An 18867-nucleotide genomic window follows, 5' to 3' on the forward strand; every position below is an offset into this window, starting at 1 on the left:
TTGGAATGGCTGTTACAATTAAAGATGTTGCAAAAAAAGCAAATGTATCAACGGCTACCGTTTCTAGGGTCATATCAAACAATCCTAGAATTAGTGAACAAACGAAACAAAAAGTTCGAAAAATCATGGAAGAAATGGGTTACCACCCTAATTTCCAAGCTAGAAACTTGGTAGTTAATAAAACTCAAACATTAGGAGTCGTAATGGCAAATTCGACTACTCTCTTATTACAAAATCCTTTCTTCCCAGAAGTTTTAAGAGGCATTTCCGCTAATGCTCACGACAATAAATATGGATTATATTTAACTACTGGAACGACTGAGACCGAAATTTACGAAGAAGTCGTAGCCATGACTCAAGGGCGACGCGTGGACGGGATCATTCTTCTATATTCAAGGAAAAATGACCCCATCATGAATTACTTAATTGATCAAGAGTTCCCTTTTACTCTTGTAGGACGTCCAGAGCACCATCACTCAGATATATCGTTTGTTGACAACGATAACGTAGAAAATGCTCGCAATGTGTCCCGTCATTTAATCGACTTCGGACATGAACGAATTGCGTATTTTGGATACGACAATGAATTTATAGTTTCACATGACCGTCTGAAAGGTTATAAAGAAGCCTTAGCAAAAGCAGAGATACCATATCGTAATGAATATATCGTTAAACAAAAAACGCTTCAAGGAAACGAAAAAGAATTACTCAAACAATTAATTCATCTCGATGAGCCACCAACTGCACTCATAACTCATGACGATCTAATAGCTTATGAACTTATTCGCTACTTATCAGATTTTGAACTTAAAGTGCCTAATGACATTTCGATTATAGGTTTTAACAATCATAAAATATCCGAACATCTAGATCCACCTCTCAGTACGGTTGATATTTCGATTTATGACTTAGGTTTTGAAGCAACTCGTTTGCTCATTAACCGAATCCATCAGCCGAATCGTTCAGCTGAACAAATCATTGTACCATCAACTCTTATTAAACGTGGATCTTGCCGAAACTTATAAAGGACTGATGATATGACAGAAAAGAAATGGTGGAAAGAATCCGTTGTTTACCAAATATATCCAAGAAGTTTTTACGACTCGAATCAAGACGGAATCGGTGACCTTAAAGGAATTATAAAGAAGCTCGATTACTTCGTTGACCTAGGTGTTGATGTCATTTGGATTTGTCCAATGTATCAATCACCTAATGATGATAACGGGTATGATATTAGTGATTATCAATCGATAATGGAAGAATTCGGGACAATGGAGGACTTTGACCGATTACTAGATGAAGCACACGATAGAGGTCTAAAAGTGATTCTAGATCTTGTATTAAACCATACCAGCGATGAACATCATTGGTTTATTGAATCACGTTCTGCTAAAGACCACCCTAAACGAGATTGGTATATATGGCGTGATCAACCGAATAACTGGGAAAGTATTTTTGGTGGATCTGCTTGGGAGTATGACGACAAGACAGGTCAATATTATTTACATATCTTCTCTAAAAAGCAACCTGATTTAAATTGGGAAAATAAAGAAGTACGCCACAACTTATACGACATGGTCAACTGGTGGTTAGATAAAGGTATTGATGGATTTCGAATCGATGCTATTAGCCATATCAAAAAAACTGAGGGACTACCTGATGCTCAAAACCCTGAGTGTAAACCATACGCCCCAGCTTGGGAACATATGATGAATGTCGATGGCATTCATGACTTTTTAGAGGAATTAAACCAACAAACGTTTTCTAATTACGATATTATGACGGTTGCAGAAGCTAATGGGGTCGGAACAGAAGACATCCATCAATGGGTCGGTCAAAGTGGAAAATTTAACATGGTTTTTCAATTTGAACATCTTGCATTATGGGATGGAGAGTCTAATAAAGACTTAAATATTATAGAATTGAAAGAAACGTTAACACGTTGGCAAAAAACACTTGAACGTGATGGTTGGAATGCATTGTTTATTGAGAACCATGACATCCCTAGAGTGACCTCTACTTGGGGGAATGACTCTAATTACTGGCGAGAAAGTGCCACTGCACTTGGTGCGATGTATTTCTTCATGAAAGGAACGCCTTTTATCTATCAAGGTCAAGAAATCGGTATGACGAACTCTGAATTTAAACAAATTGGTGAATTTAATGATGTCAGAACGATCAACGACTATTATCTAAAAAAACAAGAGGGATATAGTCATGAAGAAATTATGGCAATCCTTAATAAAACGAGCCGAGATCATTCGAGAACACCGATGCAATGGAATAATCAAGATCACGCTGGGTTCAGTCAGACATCCCCATGGCTAAAAGTTAATGATAATTACGAATGGCTAAACGTTGAAAAACAACAAAACGATGAGGGATCTGTATTAAGTTTTTACAAAAAGATGATCAAACTACGCCGTCAATATGATGTTTTTATATACGGTCAATACGAGCTACAAATGGCAGATCATCCAACTATATTCTCCTATACACGAGAATACGAAGGTGTGCGCATGCTAATCGTCACAAACTTAAGCGAACAACCAGCTGTAATGGATTCATTCGATATTGATAAGCTATTATTAAGCAATGACTCTGACGCTTCATCCAATGTATTAAATCCATATGAGGCGAGAGTTTATAAGTTAAAATAATATTTACTTAAGTATGAACTGAAAAAAGTTTAGTTAGCGTCCTATTTTGTTTAGTTAAGCGTCCAAAAACTTTAGTTAAAGCCATTTTCTCTTAATTATAAAAGGTGTGAGTTAAAGTTAACTCACACCTTTTCCTATTAATATCCTGGCTTATTTAATAATTTAAAGATCGCTGTTTTGTAGTCCTCAACACCTGGTTGGTTAAAAGGATTTATGCCTAATAAATAGGCACTATAGGCACATGAGAGCATGTAAAAATATAATAAATAGCCTAAGTGATATTCATCGATCTTCTTCACGTGAACTCCGATTTGTGGGACACCACCTGATAAATGGGCTTCGGAAACACCTTTATAAGCTGTCAGGTTGAATTCATGTAAAGACAAACCTGCTAGATAGTTTAATTGATCCGCGTTGTTTTCCGCTTCAAACACTTCTAAATCCTCATCCGCTTCATCGACAACTAAGAACGACTCTAATAAATTTCGTTTTCCATCTTGAATGTATTGACCTAGCGAATGTAAGTCCGTCGTATAAACAACTGAGATCGGGAAAATGCCTTTATGTTCTTTCCCTTCACTTTCACCAAACAACTGCTTCCACCATTCTTGCACGAAGCTTAACTTTGGTTCAAACGTTGCTAATACTTCATTAGTATAGCCTTGTTCATATAAATGATGGCGAATCGTTCCATACCGAATCGCTGGGTTGTCACCAGGGTTAAATGATTTAAGCTCGTCTTCTGCATCTTTAGCGCCTTGAATTAATTGGTTAAGTTCAAAACCTGCAGCTGCAATTGGCAATAATCCTACAGCTGTGAAAACAGAATAACGACCTCCTACATCATCCGGTACCACAAAACGTTTATAGCCTTTTTCTTCAGCTAACGTTAGTAAAGCCCCTTTTTCAGCATCTGTCGTAACAAAGATACGTGATTCAGCTTCTTTTCCATAGCGATCTTTCATGTATTGTTGTAAAAAGCGAAACGCTAAGGCTGGTTCAGTTGTGGTACCTGATTTCGAAATTACGTTAAGCGCGACCTCCTTGTCATCAACATAAGACATAAGTTGTTTTAAGTAAGGGCCGCTCACTTGATGCCCCGCAAATAATACTTCAAAATTAGGGTTCTTTTCAAAGTGAGGTTGTAAGGCTTCAATCACAGCCTTCGCTCCTAAGTATGAACCACCAATCCCAATGACAATCAGTACGTCTGCTTTTTCACGGATTTGAGTAGCTGTATCTTTAATGCCATTCAAAAAATCTTCACTTAAACCAGACGGCCAGTCTAACCAACCTACATAATCATTGCCTTCTCCGGTTTTCGCATATAATTTTTCGTGAATGGACTTAAGCGTGCGCTTTTTATCGTCTGTTAAAATGTCTTGATAATTCCCAGAGTATGTTACGTTAATCATATGTAAAACGTCTCCTTTCCCCCTTCATTATAATTAACATAGTCTATAATCGCCAATTTATCTTAATTAACTCTCGTGACCTCATAGCCCTCTTCTTCTAAAATCGAACCAATATGAGGTTCTAAGGTTAAATGAAGAGATCCAACAATTACAAAGTACGTTTGATCCTCTTCGGCTTCTAGAAACTCTTGAATTTGTTCCGCCATGTGATAGTTTCGCTCGTCATTTAAAGCTGTCAAATAAGCTTCATCCTCTGGATCACTTTCTTCCTCTTCAACGATGAGCATATCTAATAAGGCTTCCTCATCACCTTGTCTATAAACTTCTAACATTCCGTTTAACTCTTCCTCATAATTATCTTGCGACTCAATCGTTTCTTCTAACATTTCAATTTGATAGTCTTCTGATAGGTCTGCAAATATACTAAGTTGGTCTTCCACTGTCTCAAGCGCCACTACTTCTTTTTCATCGCTTTCTGCTTTATTCAAGAAATACTGATCAACACCATCTGTGTAACCTAATTCTAAAATTTTCATCTGTTCAATTTGGTTTGTCACAAACCACGGTTTATATTGTTTAACAGACTCCATTGGGACGATCGTACCCTCGAATATATCTTCTACCTGTTCATAGAGTTCAGGCGAAATATGATCTTCTAGAGTTGTTCCATCTTGATAACTAGCGTATTGATTCGTAATCTGTTCCATTTCAAACATATCAATATTATTCATATCAATCTCAGGAACCACGACATCTGACTCTTCATAAGCTTGTTCAACGGTTTCACTTAGCGGAAAAAAATCTCTAGGCGCGATATGAATCGTACCTAAAAGGTAAACAGTCGTAGGGCCTTGCTCCACCTTCCAAAGAAAACCTTCTGGCCTTTCACCTTCAACTTCCTCCGCTTCATCCTCTGCATGATCCGTATTTGAATCTGCTTCTTCCATCTCTTCAGTATCTGTATTATCTTGGTCTTGTTGTTGTGTTTCTTGATCCGAGTCCATACATCCAGCTATGATTAAAAACAGGACTAAACTAAATACATAAATGAATCTTTTCATACAATCACTAACTCCTTTACCAAATGATAGAAATACACTTAATATTATCTTAACGATATTTTTAGATGATTTCTATTCATAATAGATAATAAAATATTAAAGTCACTTGCAATCTGCAAGTGACTTCATCCTATCATAATGCTTTTACCATTCCACCATCGACGACTAATGATTGTCCTGTTAAATAAGTATTTGCTCCTGATCCTAAAAATACAGCGACTTTAGCAAATTCCTCTGGTTCACCATATCGGCCCATTGGAATAGACCGTTCAGCCTGTTGTTGAACATCCTTTACAGAAACGCCCAATTTTTCTGCTCTTACTTGATCCAGCTCGGTTAATCGATCCGTTCCAATCCTCCCTGGGCCAAGCGTGTTAATGAGAATATTATGTTCTCCAAGCTCTTGAGACAACCCTTTGACTAACCCAACTATTCCCGCTCGGAACGTGTTAGACAATAACAGGTTATCGATGGTTTGTTTTATGGACGATGAGGCAAAATTGACAATCCTCCCAGACTTTTGCTCTTTCATATATGGTAAAACCTCACGAATGGTTCGAATAAAACTTAGTAGGTTTAACTCAAAAGCATTCTGCCAATCATCATCCTGAAACTTGTCAAACGTTCCGGCAGGAGGACCGCCAGCATTATTAACCAACACATCCACTGTTCCATTCTGATTAACAACTTCCTTAATTAAAGACTGAATATCTTTAGGATTGGTTATATCACATACTTGATAAAAAACCTGTTCATTTCCACTAGCTGACCTGATCTCTTCGACTGCTTTTTTTAGTTCTGCTTCACTTCGACTTGAAATAAAAACGGAAGCTCCTTCTTTCGCAAACTCTAAAGCTGTTGCTTTCCCTAATCCTTTACTTGCTGCCATGACAACAACTGATTTTCTATTTAATCCTAAATCCAACTGATTCCCCTCCTTATAAATCAAATCACTACTTAAATCATTTTCTACACTTTTATCAAAAATCCTTTTGTATGAGCGATTCCACGTAAAATGACTGAAAAATTTTTATAAAAAATAGCCCTGCGCTAAAACGCAGAGCTATTTCAAACATTATTCATCATCTACTGGATAAACACCGTTCTCATCATGTACTTCTTTACCTGAGATTGGAGGATTGAAGACACATACAACACGCATATCTTCACTACCACCACGTAATAGGTGTTCGTCATGCTCGTCTAAAGCATATAATGTACCTGGTGTGATTTTATAGACTTTACCGTCTTTTAACGTTTCTACCTCACCATCACCTTCAATGCAGTAAACGGCTTCTAAGTGATTTTGATACCAAATATGAGTTTCAGTTCCTGCTTTAATAACCGTATCATGAACCGAGTACCCCATATTATCTTTCTTAAGGATTAAACGACGACTTACCCAATTCCCATTTTCTGCTTGAACGTCTTGTTCAGTGCCTAAGATATCTTCTAATTTAACGACCTTCATTGGTTGATTTCTCCCCTTCAGATGTTAGTTTGTAACAGGTTCTTTTACAACGGCTCTAACACTCTCTTCAATAATTTCTAATCCTGCTTTAAGAGCCGCATCATCAATATTAACCGCAGGGAATAATTTGAAAACTTCCCCGTCCATACCTGCTGTTTCCATAATAAGACCACGTTCGAACGCTTCAGATGTCACTTGATCAGCGACTTCCCCGTTTTCACATTCGATTCCAACCATTAAGCCACGGCCTTTAACCTTGCCGTTAAGCTCAGGATATTTTTCAACGATCTCATTTAGGAAAGTCAATGTTAACTCAGATTTTTGCTCAATAGATTCTTCAAATTTTTCATCTTTCCAATAATCTAAAGCAGCTGAAGCTGTTACAAAAGCGTGATTATTTCCACGGAATGTCCCATTGTGCTCACCTGGGCTCCAGACATCTAATTCTGGACGGAATAATGCCACAGCAAATGGTAATCCGTAACCACTTAATGACTTCGATAAGCAGACGATATCTGGTTTGATACCAGCTTTTTCGAAGCTAAAGAATGTGCCAGTACGTCCAATACCTGCTTGAATGTCATCGACAATGAGAAGGATATTAAATCGGTGACAGATTTCTTCGACTCTCTTAAGCCAATCAAAGCGAGCAGCATTAATTCCACCTTCACCTTGAACAGTCTCAACAATCATAGCCGCAGGAAGATCGACACCACTTCCGTCATCCTCTAAATAACGTTCTAAATAATCAAGGGAATCTTTCTCATCCACAAATTGGTCATATGGCATCGTAACCGTATGGTTAAGGGGTACACCTGCTCCTTTACGTTTAGAAGCATTACCCGTTACAGATAGAGAACCAATAGTCATACCGTGGAAGCCTCTTGTAAAACTAATAATATCTGTACGGCCGGTTACTTTACGTGCTAGCTTCAGAGCACTTTCAACAGCGTTTGTCCCAGTTGGACCTGGAAACATCATTTTATAATCAAGGTCACGTGGTTTTAAAATGACTTCATTAAATTTTTCAATAAACTCAGCTTTAGCTGATGTTGCTTTATCTAATGAGTGCGTAATACCATCGTCCATAATGTATTCAATTAATTTTTCTTTCATTTTCTGATCATTGTGTCCATAGTTTAGTGCACCTGCACCTGAGAAAAAGTCAATGTACTCTTTACCGTTCTCATCCCAGAGCTTGTGCTCCTTTGCTTTTGTGAATACCGTCGGGAAATCACGGCAATAACTGCGTACCTCTGATTCTAATGTTTCAAAGATTTCCATATTTGTTTTAGACATTCTTTTCCTCCTTAAAATTTTATATCTTATCCATCATTTAAGCGGAATTATTTATTAACTGGTCCGATTCTAAACCTTAATTCCTCTTCATGCTCATCTGATGGAAAAAGATCTTTAGAGAATAGCTCTGACACATCACATTTCGTATTATTCTTTTTCGCAAAACCTTTGAATAATGATTGTGAAGCTTTATTAGAAGGTGTCACGGTTGCTTCTAAAAACCGAACATCTTGGCAAGCTTCTCGGTTAAAGATTTCTTGAAGCATTCGTGATGCAATCCCTTTTCCTCGTTGTGATGAGTCAACACCCACTTGCCATACAAATAAGACATCTTGTTTCTCTGGAGGTATAAACGCGGTTACAAATCCCACAATTTTCCCTTCCTCTTTCGCGACAACACAGGTCTCAGAGAAGTATTCACACATCATAATGTATTTGTAGCATGAATTCTGGTCTAGTGTTGAATGACTCACTAAGTCCCACATCCCCGCTCCATCTTCTGGAGTCGGTTCCTCTAATTTAACAGTATCTAATGGCTTTAATGTAGCAGTTGCATTTTGATTACTGATAAGTAAGTTCTCCTTTCACTCACGATTTTTGAAACTTACATTTATTTATAATAAGGGGGGCGAAATTTTTATTCAATTCAGTTAAATCTTGATTAATCATCATTGATATGAATTAAGTGTGGAAAATTTAGGCTTAGTATAAGGGTCCTTAAAAATGCTTATAAATCATTAAGTATCCTCTAAAATATTAAAGATTTACTTTAAATTGTAATAAAATAACTTTTATGGATTAGGCTGTTCTTTCTTAATTCCACAGTAACCGACTGATTTTGACAATAAAAAATGAGGCTGAGACAAAAATAATGATTATATAAAAGAAGACGAACCTTAGACTGTATTAAACATCCAAGGTTCGCCTTCTTTATAGTAGCTACATTTTCATTCGAATTTTATTGACCAATTTACCTTTGTCCCAGACTCATTTTAAATCAGTGTCATTAAACTGTTACTAATGGCTGCATCGTGCCTTCTTTTTCATATTGGCTGTGCCAAGAGAAAGCTTTTTCAAGGTCATGAGGCGTGTGGCCTCCTTTTTCCAATGCCGATTGATAATAATCCATTAAAGCCTCTCGATACATTGGATGGGCACAGTGCTTAATAATAAGCTCTACACGCTGTCTCGGTGCCAAGCCACGTAAATCTGCATACCCCTGTTCGGTGACAAGAATATCGACATCGTGTTCGGTGTGGTCAACGTGAGATACAAATGGGACAATGCTAGAGATTTTCCCATCCTTCGCAATTGACTTTGTTACAAATATAGCTAATCGGGCATTTCGAGCAAAATCTCCTGACCCGCCAATACCATTCATCATGTTCGTTCCTCGCACGTGAGTGGAGTTTACATTACCATAAATGTCCATTTCTAATGCTGTATTAATCGATATTAACCCCAATCGTCTAATGATTTCAGGGTGGTTAGAAATCTCTTGTGGCCTTAAGACTAATTGATCTTTATAGCGATCAAAATGTCCAAAAACCTCATTCATCTTATCTTCTGATAACGTAATCGAACAGCCAGAAGCAAAGCTTACCTTTCCAGCATCGATTAAATCAAACACAGCATCCTGTAAAACTTCAGAATACACTTTTAAATCCTCAAAATCAGACTCTAATAACCCGTGAAACACAGCATTTGCGACAGAGCCGATTCCTGATTGAAGTGGAGCCAAACTTTTTGACAGTCTTCCCTTTTTAACTTCATTTTTAAGAAAATCAATTAAATGATTAGCCATCATTTTCGTCTCTGCATCAGGTGGGACGATATTAGATGGGGAATCTGGTTGGTTCGTAAAAATAATTCCCTTGATTTTATCTGGATTCACCGGAATTCCTTTAGTGCCTATAGAATCCTCTGGTTTTGTTAGAGGAATGGGCTGACGCTCTCCTTGCTTGCCTGGAGAATATAAATCATGCACGCCTTTTAATGATTCCGTTTGAGCTTGGTTGATTTCAACAATAATTTCTTTTGCATTTTCAGCAAAAATAAGTGAATTACCTACAGACGTGGTTGGAATAATCATGCCATCTTCTGTAATTCCAACAGCTTCAATCACTGCCACATCAATCTGTTCTAGCGTATTTGCTCTTAACATTTCAGACGTATGAGATAAATGCTGATCTACAAAAAGAAATTCACCTTCATTCATCTTCTTACGCATCGTGGGATCCGCCTGAAATGGTAAGCGCTTTCTTAAAATACCTGCCTCAGCGAAAATTTTATCAATATCAGAGCCTAACGAAGCCCCTGTAAATACATCTACTTTAAAAGTCACTTCATTTTTAGCACGTTCAACCAAGGCGTGTGGAAGGGCTTTCACATCACCTGCACGAGTAAAACCGCTTAATCCTAATGTCATACCATCTTGAATCCAAGACGCAGCAACTTCTGCTGAAACAACACGATCTTTCAACCCTTGATGTTCAATACGTGAATATGCTTGTTCCATTGGTACTCCGCCTTTCTTTTTCTGACTATAATGAAATTTTAACCTACTTAAAGGCGGAGTAACGTCTTAATAGACACAATTACTCTATTTTAAGATGAACCAGCATATTTACGTATGAAACAGAATCTTTAAAAGCCTAATAACTTTCTAAAATAACTTGAATGAGTTTGACTCACTGGAACAGATGAGCCATCTGTCATTTTGAGCACAAAAGTTGAATGAGTATCAGGGTAAATTTCTTTAATATGATTAATGTTGATAATAAATGATCGATGACATCGAATGAACCTGTCTCTAGGTAAGAAGAAATCAAACTCATTCAACGTATATTTATGTGTTCCGGTTGTATGTTCACCAATGACATAAGTTTGACGGTTTTTCGCTTCAATATACACAATGTCAGAAAAAGGAGTTGGCATCCAACGGTCTTCACTCTTAATGGTGATAACAGACATCGCATTCGTTAAGGTTGGAAATATGGCCGTTACACAGCCCGCTACTTCCCCTTCCACCTCATAAGGAACTGCCATCCCATAGTAAGGCACACCAAATATGTCACGATCTATGTATTCTGATACCTTTTGTTTGGAATTTAATGCCTTATAAGCAATGGTTCCCTCAACGACTGGGTCACCCGGTTTGATCTTTAGGTTAATACGCTTACTCGGTCGATAATAAACATACTTCTCCGTATCTGAAAGGGCAATAGATGTCTCATCAGAGAACAATTCACTTATTAAATCGATTAATGTTTCAGCACTCATATTTAACTTCATAATGGAACCACCTAGAATCTGTACTATTTCTATTCTCCTATCTTATATTAAGAATCATCATAATAAAAGAACTCCGAATTAACGGAGTTCTTAAATATAAGTGTTTTTCTTTTTAAATAGATTTTGAAATCCTTGGGCTAAGACATTAAACGTAAAAATGGTAAACGTCATCGCAAAGGCTGTCCAAAATGGAATCCAGATCGCTATTCTGATATCTCGGTGAGCATCTGCAAGAAGCATTGGCCACGATATAGACGTATTTCTAATTTGAAATTGTCCAAAATCGATTTGTATGATTTCCTGAGAAATAAAGACACCAATAAAAGCTAACTGTCCTACTAAAAACATGACTTTTCCTACATCTGATACAATATAAACGATTAACTTCCCATAAACAAACGGCAATAAATAATGTCTAAAGATCCTAAATGGGCTAGCCCCGGCAACAATACCACTTAATATATATTCTTTTGAAGCCGTATCATCTAAATCTAGTTTAATCGATTCTGCAGCTCTTCCCACTTCCACTAATGCGATTATTAAAATCATAATATATATTCGATTCTCGTTGAACAAAAATGGTGGTAGCATGGCAAGTAGGATGACCATGATAATCGTCGGAACATATGATAAAAACCCATTAATCCATTTTAAAAACAAATGAATACCTAGCCATTCTTTATGAGCTAAATAAGACAAAGGAATGGCCACTAAATAACGAACCAAGGTAATAAACAAAACAATTAATAAAGTCTCCTTTGCCCCAATGACAATTAAACTCATCAAATCTCGCCCGCTGTGATCCGACCCTAATAAATACTCTGGATTAGGTTCATACGGAGGAGGTATCGGAATACGTTCCTCTGACCATATGTATTGAGTTTCTTCTAATTCTTGATCAATTCCAGGTAAATAAGGGCCTACAAATGTGATGAACAGTAAAATAACTAGCAGGAACATGCCAAAAATGAGGACCGCATTTCGTCTTATATACTTCATTTCCCCACCACTTCCTTAGGCACTAACCAATATCGTAAAAATTGGGTCACCAGCACAACTAAGAACATAAGGAACAGAAAAGGCAACATAAAGGATAGTGCTCTAACATCCTCGTTTCCTAATATCGCAACCAATAGCTGATATCCTGCCCCGTTATAACTGGAGATTCTTTCGATAATTGGAAGACTTGATAGAATATATAGCATCACCATCTGAGATTGATTCATAATAGGTGAAAAACAATTCCATATCATATGTTTCATCGCATCGAACTTCGTTAGACCTTTGGAGAAAACCGTTCTAACATAGTCTTGCCCCATCTCGTTTTCCATTGAGACGACTGTGAATTTCGCCATATGTATAACCGGATAAATCATGACAGATATCAACGGAATGATAAAACTATACCATTCATTATGACCAAATAAACTAAATTGAGGCAGCCCATGTCTCATGAAGATAATTAACATGTATTGAATCGCAATGAATAAAAAGAAGTCTGGAATTGAGGCAAAAACCCATGAAATAAACGACATGATTTTTCCTCGTTTATGTGCTCGAAAATATACCTGTACAGTTCCTAAAAATGTTCCCACGATCATACTTAATAAAAAGGCTGGTAAGATGACTTTTAAGCTTCGATTAAAAAAGCGTTCCACTTCGCTTAACAAGTTATTACCTGAACTCGTCTCCCCGAAGCCCCTCTCCTCTTTTATGTGAGTCACGAAATCATCAATGGTTTCCTTATACAATTCTAAAGTAAATGGAAAGTTAGCTTCATATTGTAATGGGGCAAAAGGAGTCACTTCCATCTCTCGAGGTAAAAGAAGCAAAAGAACAAAAGAACACACGATTAAACTAAAAATCAAGATCTGCTTTATGAACTGCCAGGCCAATTTCATCACCACTATTTATTTAATTTTTAGAAAATTTAAATAAATTATGTCAGATAAGCTTTTTTATGTCAATTGGTCTGTAGGTTGAAATACCCATAGATGAGGCTAAAACAACTGTAGTGTTTTTTCTGATCATTATAAGCCATCGATTATATTATCCCGTTCAGTCATTCCTTTATTTCATTGTGTTTCCTCCCATTTTAACGACTCATATATAAATCTATCATACAACGTTAATGGTATTACGTCCTGATTTGACACCGTTCAACAAAACTAGTAATAGCTATATCACTCTATTTGACATATTTCTTATCCAATAGCCGTTATAATGATGAAAACTGTTAGATAGGAGTAGAGATCATGGAGAAACCTGTAACTATTTATCCCATTGAAGAGAAGGACAAGCCAGATCACGAAGGTCTGTACTTCTATCGTTTCATCGGAGGGAATTCAAGTGAAACGAACAGTTTAATAGAACAGCTTCGTGATCTAAAAGAACAGGAGAATATTTTAATAGGATTATTTCGCTTTCCTTTTCGATTTGAGGGTAAAAAAAGATGGCAAACAGCGGTTCAACAGTATTTTAATATGAAAGATTTGTGCGATGCCGTCATTTATTTCCAAAGCGATCATCTAATGGAGTTAATTGATCAAGAAACGACCATTCGAGAGGCTCAATCAACGTTTAACGAAATCGAGGAAGAAACGATGGTGTCATTAAAACAACTCGTCAATGAGACTGGTGAGATGAACATCGATTATCATGACCTTGAGAATTTTATTCGTAACTATAAAGGCCCATTATTCTCTCACACGGTAGAAGGGGAATCATTTGATACACCATTAAAATATTTAATTTCAAAACCTTATTTACCAGAGGATTTTACAGATGGTGAACAGCTTCTGATTAATATTGGCTACACAAGAGACGTCAATATGGAGTCATTTCGCCAAATTAATCTAAGATTACACGATTTATTTTCAAAGGCAGACCTATTTAAGATTGGCTCTTATTTCATCAATGAACCAGGAGAACGATTTAGAATTACATTAATTGTGAACGGGCTTAATGACCCTATCTCTATCCCAGACGATTATAAACTATCTAAATACCATGAGATCATTACCAAGTGTAAGCGTAGCATTGAAAAAGGTAAAAGAAGACTAAATCTCATAAAAAATTGACCTTAATAGGTCAATTTTTTATGGGCAATTTGATTAACTTTATGTAATACGGTATCAATATCCTCTTTAGTAACACCATAATTCGTGACTAAACGAACAGAATGGGTGCCATAAGAGCCTGATAAAATACCTTCTTGTTTCAATTTTTGAATAAATTCTTCACTCGTTAAGCCTAGCTCTTCAACATTCACTAATATAATATTCGTTTCCACTTCTTCTTCAATATTAATGCCATCTATATTAGCTAGACCATCAGCCAATCTTTTCGCATTTTCGTGGTCGTCTCCTAAACGGTCGACCATTTCATTTAAAGCAACAATTGCTGGAGCCGCTACCATTCCAACTTGTCGCAAACCGCCACCTAAACGCTTACGCCATTTTCTTGCTCGATCAATAAACTCCTTTGGCCCTGCTAACATAGAACCAACTGGAGCTCCTAATCCTTTAGATAAACAAAACTGAACCGTGTCCGTCTGCTCTGCAAATTTATGTACTGGAATACCAGAAGCAACTGCGGCATTAAAGAGACGAGCACCATCTAAGTGTACAGGAATGTTATGCTGACTTGCTACATCTTTAATCGCTGCCATATTGTCAAGAGGTATGACAGTCCCTCCTGCTTTGTTATGTGTATTTTCAAGACAGATTAGCCCCGTTTCAGGAAAATGAATATCTTCAGGACGGATCGCTGCTTCAACTTCTTTCGGATTCATCGCTCCCCTTACCCCATTTATTGTCCTCGGTTGTATCCCTGCTAAAGCTGACATAGCAGCTCCTTCATAGACGAAGACATGGGCATTCGCTTCCATAATGACTTCATCAGCCGGTTGACAATGCGTTAGGACGGCAATTTGATTTCCTTGAGTCCCACTCGTAACAAAGAGAGCCGCTTCTTTTCCTAATTTTTCAGCCGCTAATTCCTCCAAACGATTAACAGTTGAATCCTCCCCATAAACATCATCCCCTACCTCTGCATTATAAGCAGCCTGACGCATAGCTTCAGTCGGTTTTGTTACAGTATCACTTCTTAAATCAATCATTGGATCCCCTCCCACCTTTTGTCTTATTCTATTATATTCCTGACCGTTTTTAAATTTTAATAACTTATAAGTAAAAGATTAGGTCATTAGAACTCCTAATAGGATTCAAGACTCATATTTGTAAATGCTTGGAATAGACTTTACTAATAAATTAGAGGAGGCGTTCGTTCAATGAAAATATTAAGACTTGGGCACGCGATGTATCAGTTATCTAGTGAGGAAGGCAAGAACTATTTAATCGACCCGTTTGTCGACATGAACCCTGGTTTTCCCTCTCTACTAGATTCAGAAGAGTTTTATCAATCCATTGATGCAATCTTTTTAACCCATGGACATTTTGACCATACAAGTGGACTCTCCAAATTTGTAGAGCATCACCCTGAGGTTACGATTATTGCTCAGTATGAGTTGGCTTTAATTCTATTGCAACAAGGACTTAAAAATGTTCTCCCAATTAATTTTGGTGGATCTGTTTCGTTTGATGATGTGTCGGTTACGATGGTTCAAGCACTACATACATCATCCTATAAAGAAACTCAAAGCACCCCCGTTTACGCTGGTGAATCAGCAGGTTATGTTTTTGATTTTAAGAATGATTACACCCTATATCACTCGGGGGACACAGCATTGATGTCTGATATGAAACTAATACAGGAAGTTTATGAACCTGATATCGCAATTCTATCATCTTCCGGACACTTCACTATGGGACCTAAAGAAGCAGCCTATGCGATTAAGAATCTATTAAATGTCAAATACGTCATCCCTAGCCATACCTTCCCTTCAGAAGAAACTGCTACTTCTCCAGAAATCTTAAGCTCGCTCATTAATCAGTTCCCAGTTGTCGAAAACATGATAGCGAAAGATCATAAATTAGAGGAATCGTTAAGTCACTACCCTCATACAGACGTTGTGATTCTAGGCTATGGAGAAGAAAAATCATTTACTAGAAGCAAAACTCCAAATAAGTAATAGCTCTTTAGATGTTTTAATAGAAAATAAAACGGTAATAGTCATACTACAAACTCACTTTTTCTGGAGGGATTTAGATGAACTTAATGCGTGCTAAAGAAATTAGACAAGATCCCAACACGAAAGATGTTTTATACAATGGAGAGTATGTCTATATCGATGATGTCGATGATGAACGTCAAAAAGCTACAGTGCATTACTTAAAACGTGGTGATGGAGAGAAATTTGAAGTGGATGTAACGGAATTAAAAGAAGTATAGAGCCAATACCCAGTTAGACAACTGGGTATTTTATTATGTGTCAGTTCCAAAGATGGCGACATTTTGATTGTTTAATACAAAGCGATCCCCATTCCAACTCAACGTATTGAGAACATACCCTAATGAGTCTGCATTATACCTTCCCGCGATTCGTTGATAAGCTAGTAATTCATACACACCATTTGAATCAAAATCAACTGGATATAAACCACTTAATGGATTAACCCACCCACTAATCGGACTTTTAAGCTGACCGTTAGAGTTATAAATTTCATTTAAATATTCTTGATCACGACTAATTGATATATCTATTAAATATTGCTGTTGATTATTTTTACTAACTACCAATACCTTATAATTATCTTGATATGTTACGTCATATTGGAATTGCTCATTATAGGTATCTCCATCAAACAACAAACGTTCATGATGGTTCAAGTAAGAGTAAACATATTCATACATGATACCTCCACTCCCACCTGATGCGATACTGATTAAAATATCATCCACACCATCACCCGTCATATCTCCTAAAAACAAACTTGGATCGTAACCCATATTTTCACTTAATGGAGTTATACTAAAACGTCCAGTGACCCCATCCTGTACGACTAATGTAATTTCCTGTACAAATGGACTATCTGAAGTCATGACTCCAGTTAAAAAGACACCGTCTATAACGCCATCTCCTGTCACATCTCCTTGCTTAGAGGCTACTACTTGTGGTTGTTGTCTAATAAAGTTCATAACATCCTCCCTTTCAATCACCTTCACTATATCTTATGGACGATAGCCAAACATGCTACCCAAATACTTAAAAATGAATAAAAGGGAGGTTTTAGAAATAAAACACAACATACTTCAAGTCACAACGGTTCGGTTCAGTTTTAATCAAAAAAATACTATTGGCCATGTTATCATGACCAATAGTATTTTTATCTAGCTTTACGAACCTTAATAAACCCAGTGACAACATCCCAGATCAAACCTAGCACTAGAATGACCAATCCCCAAAGTGTCATTTGCTCCCAGATAATTTTTATTACTTGGTAATTATCACTACCGTTCGTTACAATACCATTTTGTACAAGTTCATTCATGAAGTCCGGGTTCCAGAAGCGATTCTCATTTAACAAGTAAAAGAAAATCGTGATGGAAACCAAATTTACAATGGCCGTAAATGTAACTAGCGAATACGTCCACCTTTCGTAGAAAAGTTTCAGACATTCTTTTAAGATACCAAATCCACAAACGATTAAAATTAATATTAAGAATGAACTGTATTCTGCTTCATTTAAAAACGGAACAATACCCGAGAATTCTCCTTGTTGAAAAATCCAAATCCCAAAATATTCATTAGAAAATACTAACATCACAATAACGAATACATAAATAACAATCGATGTAATGGGTTCACATCGTTTAATTTGGCGTTTTGGATCAGGGATCGGCGTTAGATTGGACGGATCCCAATTATTGTCTAACTTAATTTGAGCAAATTTATTTTCATCAAAATATTCAGCTAAAACAAAGCCAATTGTGACCCAACCAATAACCATTGGAATTGTCGTAATAAATGACACAATATAATCTACAAAATCATCTATTATATTAATTGGGCTTAATATAACTTTTATCAGGAAAATTGCTGTTAACCCTACAACAGTCGAAATCAAAGCTATTTTCGCTATCAGTACGTAGAAATCATACAGTTCCGGACCTATTATATATTTTTTGTTACCTTGATATTTACGTGCCAAGCTCCTAGGATGACCAAGCTCCAACAACACTTCTCTCACATCTTCTTCCGTAACATCCCTACCTTGAACACGCTCATCCAACATATCTTCTATTAATCCACGAACTTCATCTCCGATATCTGCTCGCTGTTCTTCTGGTAATCTTTTCGTCACCCCATAAACGTATCGATCAATCATCTCCATCTTCATTTGTTTCCTCCTCCATTAAAACATTCATACTCCTAGCAATGTTTTGCCATTCTACACGTAGTAAATCTAAGACTTCTTTTCCCGTTTGACTTAATAAGTAATATTTTCTCGGTCTTGCCTCAGATGTATCCCATTGGCTTTCTAAAAGTCCCTGCTTTTCTAATCTTCTTAACAGTGGATACAATGTTCCCGGTTCAACCTGAACCCCTTTTTCTTTTAATGTTGTGACAAGTGAGTAACCATACTGAGGTTCATAAAGTTGACTTAAAGCCCCAATCGTAATGGTTCCTCGCCTAAGTTCCTGTAACAATTTGTCAACATGTTCATTTATTTTACTCATATCCTCAACTCCTGAATTTATTATAC

At 36.9% G+C, this 18867-nt stretch carries 19 protein-coding genes; 5 read left to right on the plus strand and 14 right to left on the minus strand.

Going from position 1 to position 18867, the window contains the following annotated elements; genetic code table 11:
• The first annotated feature begins 5 nt into the window (after positions 1-5).
• Positions 6-1025, plus strand: a complete 1020-nt coding sequence (locus tag BMY57_RS04475) for a LacI family DNA-binding transcriptional regulator (protein WP_091772827.1) — start codon at positions 6-8, stop codon at positions 1023-1025.
• 12 nt (positions 1026-1037) lie between these two features.
• Positions 1038-2660 (plus strand): glycoside hydrolase family 13 protein, encoded by a 1623-nt coding sequence (locus BMY57_RS04480; protein WP_091772828.1) that lies wholly within the window; start codon positions 1038-1040, stop codon positions 2658-2660.
• Positions 2661-2797: 137 nt separating this feature from the next.
• Here the strand turns inward: BMY57_RS04480 and BMY57_RS04485 are convergent, their stop codons facing one another.
• The 10 genes from BMY57_RS04485 to BMY57_RS04530 all read right to left on the minus strand — a co-directional run bounded on the left by BMY57_RS04485 (position 2798) and on the right by BMY57_RS04530 (position 13095).
• Entirely contained in the window at positions 2798-4075 is a 1278-nt protein-coding gene (locus BMY57_RS04485) for a glucose-6-phosphate isomerase (RefSeq protein ID WP_091772829.1), read from the minus strand.
• 62 nt (positions 4076-4137) lie between these two features.
• Complete coding sequence (locus BMY57_RS04490; RefSeq protein ID WP_091772830.1) at positions 4138-5136, minus strand: TraB/GumN family protein; 999 nt, start codon at positions 5134-5136, stop codon at positions 4138-4140.
• 133 nt (positions 5137-5269) lie between these two features.
• The gene (locus BMY57_RS04495) at positions 5270-6061 is read right to left on the minus strand and encodes an SDR family oxidoreductase (RefSeq protein ID WP_091772831.1); all 792 of its coding nucleotides are present in this window, start codon (positions 6059-6061) and stop codon (positions 5270-5272) included.
• A gap of 150 nt (positions 6062-6211) precedes the next feature.
• Positions 6212-6607, minus strand: a complete 396-nt coding sequence (locus tag BMY57_RS04500) for an ectoine synthase (RefSeq protein WP_091772832.1) — start codon at positions 6605-6607, stop codon at positions 6212-6214.
• 24 nt (positions 6608-6631) lie between these two features.
• Complete coding sequence (gene ectB, locus BMY57_RS04505; protein WP_091772833.1) at positions 6632-7906, minus strand: diaminobutyrate--2-oxoglutarate transaminase; 1275 nt, start codon at positions 7904-7906, stop codon at positions 6632-6634.
• Positions 7907-7953: 47 nt separating this feature from the next.
• The gene (gene ectA / locus BMY57_RS04510; protein ID WP_256205248.1) at positions 7954-8475 is read right to left on the minus strand and encodes a diaminobutyrate acetyltransferase; all 522 of its coding nucleotides are present in this window, start codon (positions 8473-8475) and stop codon (positions 7954-7956) included.
• 437 nt (positions 8476-8912) lie between these two features.
• Positions 8913-10424, minus strand: a complete 1512-nt coding sequence (scpC, locus tag BMY57_RS04515; protein ID WP_091772835.1) for a succinyl-CoA:acetate CoA-transferase ScpC — start codon at positions 10422-10424, stop codon at positions 8913-8915.
• A gap of 128 nt (positions 10425-10552) precedes the next feature.
• A complete protein-coding gene (locus BMY57_RS04520; protein WP_091772857.1) occupies positions 10553-11188 on the minus strand; it encodes a LytTR family DNA-binding domain-containing protein in 636 nt (211 codons plus the stop codon).
• Between the two features lie 102 nt (positions 11189-11290).
• Positions 11291-12199, minus strand: coding sequence for an ABC transporter permease subunit (locus tag BMY57_RS04525; protein WP_091772836.1), 909 nt, complete (start codon positions 12197-12199; stop codon positions 11291-11293).
• Entirely contained in the window at positions 12196-13095 is a 900-nt protein-coding gene (locus BMY57_RS04530) for an ABC transporter permease subunit (protein ID WP_256205242.1), read from the minus strand. Before BMY57_RS04530 ends, BMY57_RS04525 begins: the two co-directional genes overlap by 4 nt.
• A 360-nt stretch (positions 13096-13455) precedes the next feature.
• Here BMY57_RS04530 and BMY57_RS04535 point away from each other — a divergent pair, with 360 nt between their 5' ends.
• The gene (locus tag BMY57_RS04535) at positions 13456-14280 is read left to right on the plus strand and encodes an FtsZ/tubulin family protein (protein ID WP_091772838.1); all 825 of its coding nucleotides are present in this window, start codon (positions 13456-13458) and stop codon (positions 14278-14280) included.
• Positions 14281-14282: 2 nt separating this feature from the next.
• Here BMY57_RS04535 and ltaE read toward each other — a convergent pair whose 3' ends face one another.
• Positions 14283-15320 (minus strand): low-specificity L-threonine aldolase, encoded by a 1038-nt coding sequence (ltaE, locus tag BMY57_RS04540; protein ID WP_091772839.1) that lies wholly within the window; start codon positions 15318-15320, stop codon positions 14283-14285.
• Positions 15321-15491: 171 nt separating this feature from the next.
• Here ltaE and BMY57_RS04545 point away from each other — a divergent pair, with 171 nt between their 5' ends.
• Together BMY57_RS04545 and BMY57_RS04550 are read left to right on the plus strand one after the other, a co-directional pair.
• Positions 15492-16292 (plus strand): metal-dependent hydrolase, encoded by an 801-nt coding sequence (locus tag BMY57_RS04545; RefSeq protein ID WP_091772840.1) that lies wholly within the window; start codon positions 15492-15494, stop codon positions 16290-16292.
• A gap of 77 nt (positions 16293-16369) precedes the next feature.
• The gene (locus BMY57_RS04550; protein WP_091772841.1) at positions 16370-16552 is read left to right on the plus strand and encodes an H-type small acid-soluble spore protein; all 183 of its coding nucleotides are present in this window, start codon (positions 16370-16372) and stop codon (positions 16550-16552) included.
• Between the two features lie 33 nt (positions 16553-16585).
• On the opposite strand, the gene BMY57_RS04555 is transcribed toward BMY57_RS04550, so the two are convergent.
• The 3 genes from BMY57_RS04555 to BMY57_RS04565 form a co-directional block, all read right to left on the minus strand.
• Positions 16586-17299 carry a YybI family spore inner coat protein gene (locus BMY57_RS04555; RefSeq protein WP_091772842.1) on the minus strand — a complete coding sequence of 238 codons (714 nt, stop codon included), beginning with the start codon at positions 17297-17299 and terminating at the stop codon, positions 16586-16588.
• A gap of 188 nt (positions 17300-17487) precedes the next feature.
• Complete coding sequence (locus BMY57_RS04560) at positions 17488-18501, minus strand: HAAS signaling domain-containing protein (RefSeq protein ID WP_256205243.1); 1014 nt, start codon at positions 18499-18501, stop codon at positions 17488-17490.
• Complete coding sequence (locus BMY57_RS04565; RefSeq protein ID WP_091772843.1) at positions 18482-18841, minus strand: PadR family transcriptional regulator; 360 nt, start codon at positions 18839-18841, stop codon at positions 18482-18484. The genes BMY57_RS04560 and BMY57_RS04565 overlap by 20 nt, the downstream gene beginning before the upstream one ends.
• Positions 18842-18867 lie beyond the last annotated feature (26 nt).

It is taken from the genome of Piscibacillus halophilus (assembly GCF_900110685.1).
In the GTDB taxonomy this organism is placed as follows: domain Bacteria; phylum Bacillota; class Bacilli; order Bacillales; family Alkalibacillaceae; genus Piscibacillus; species Piscibacillus halophilus.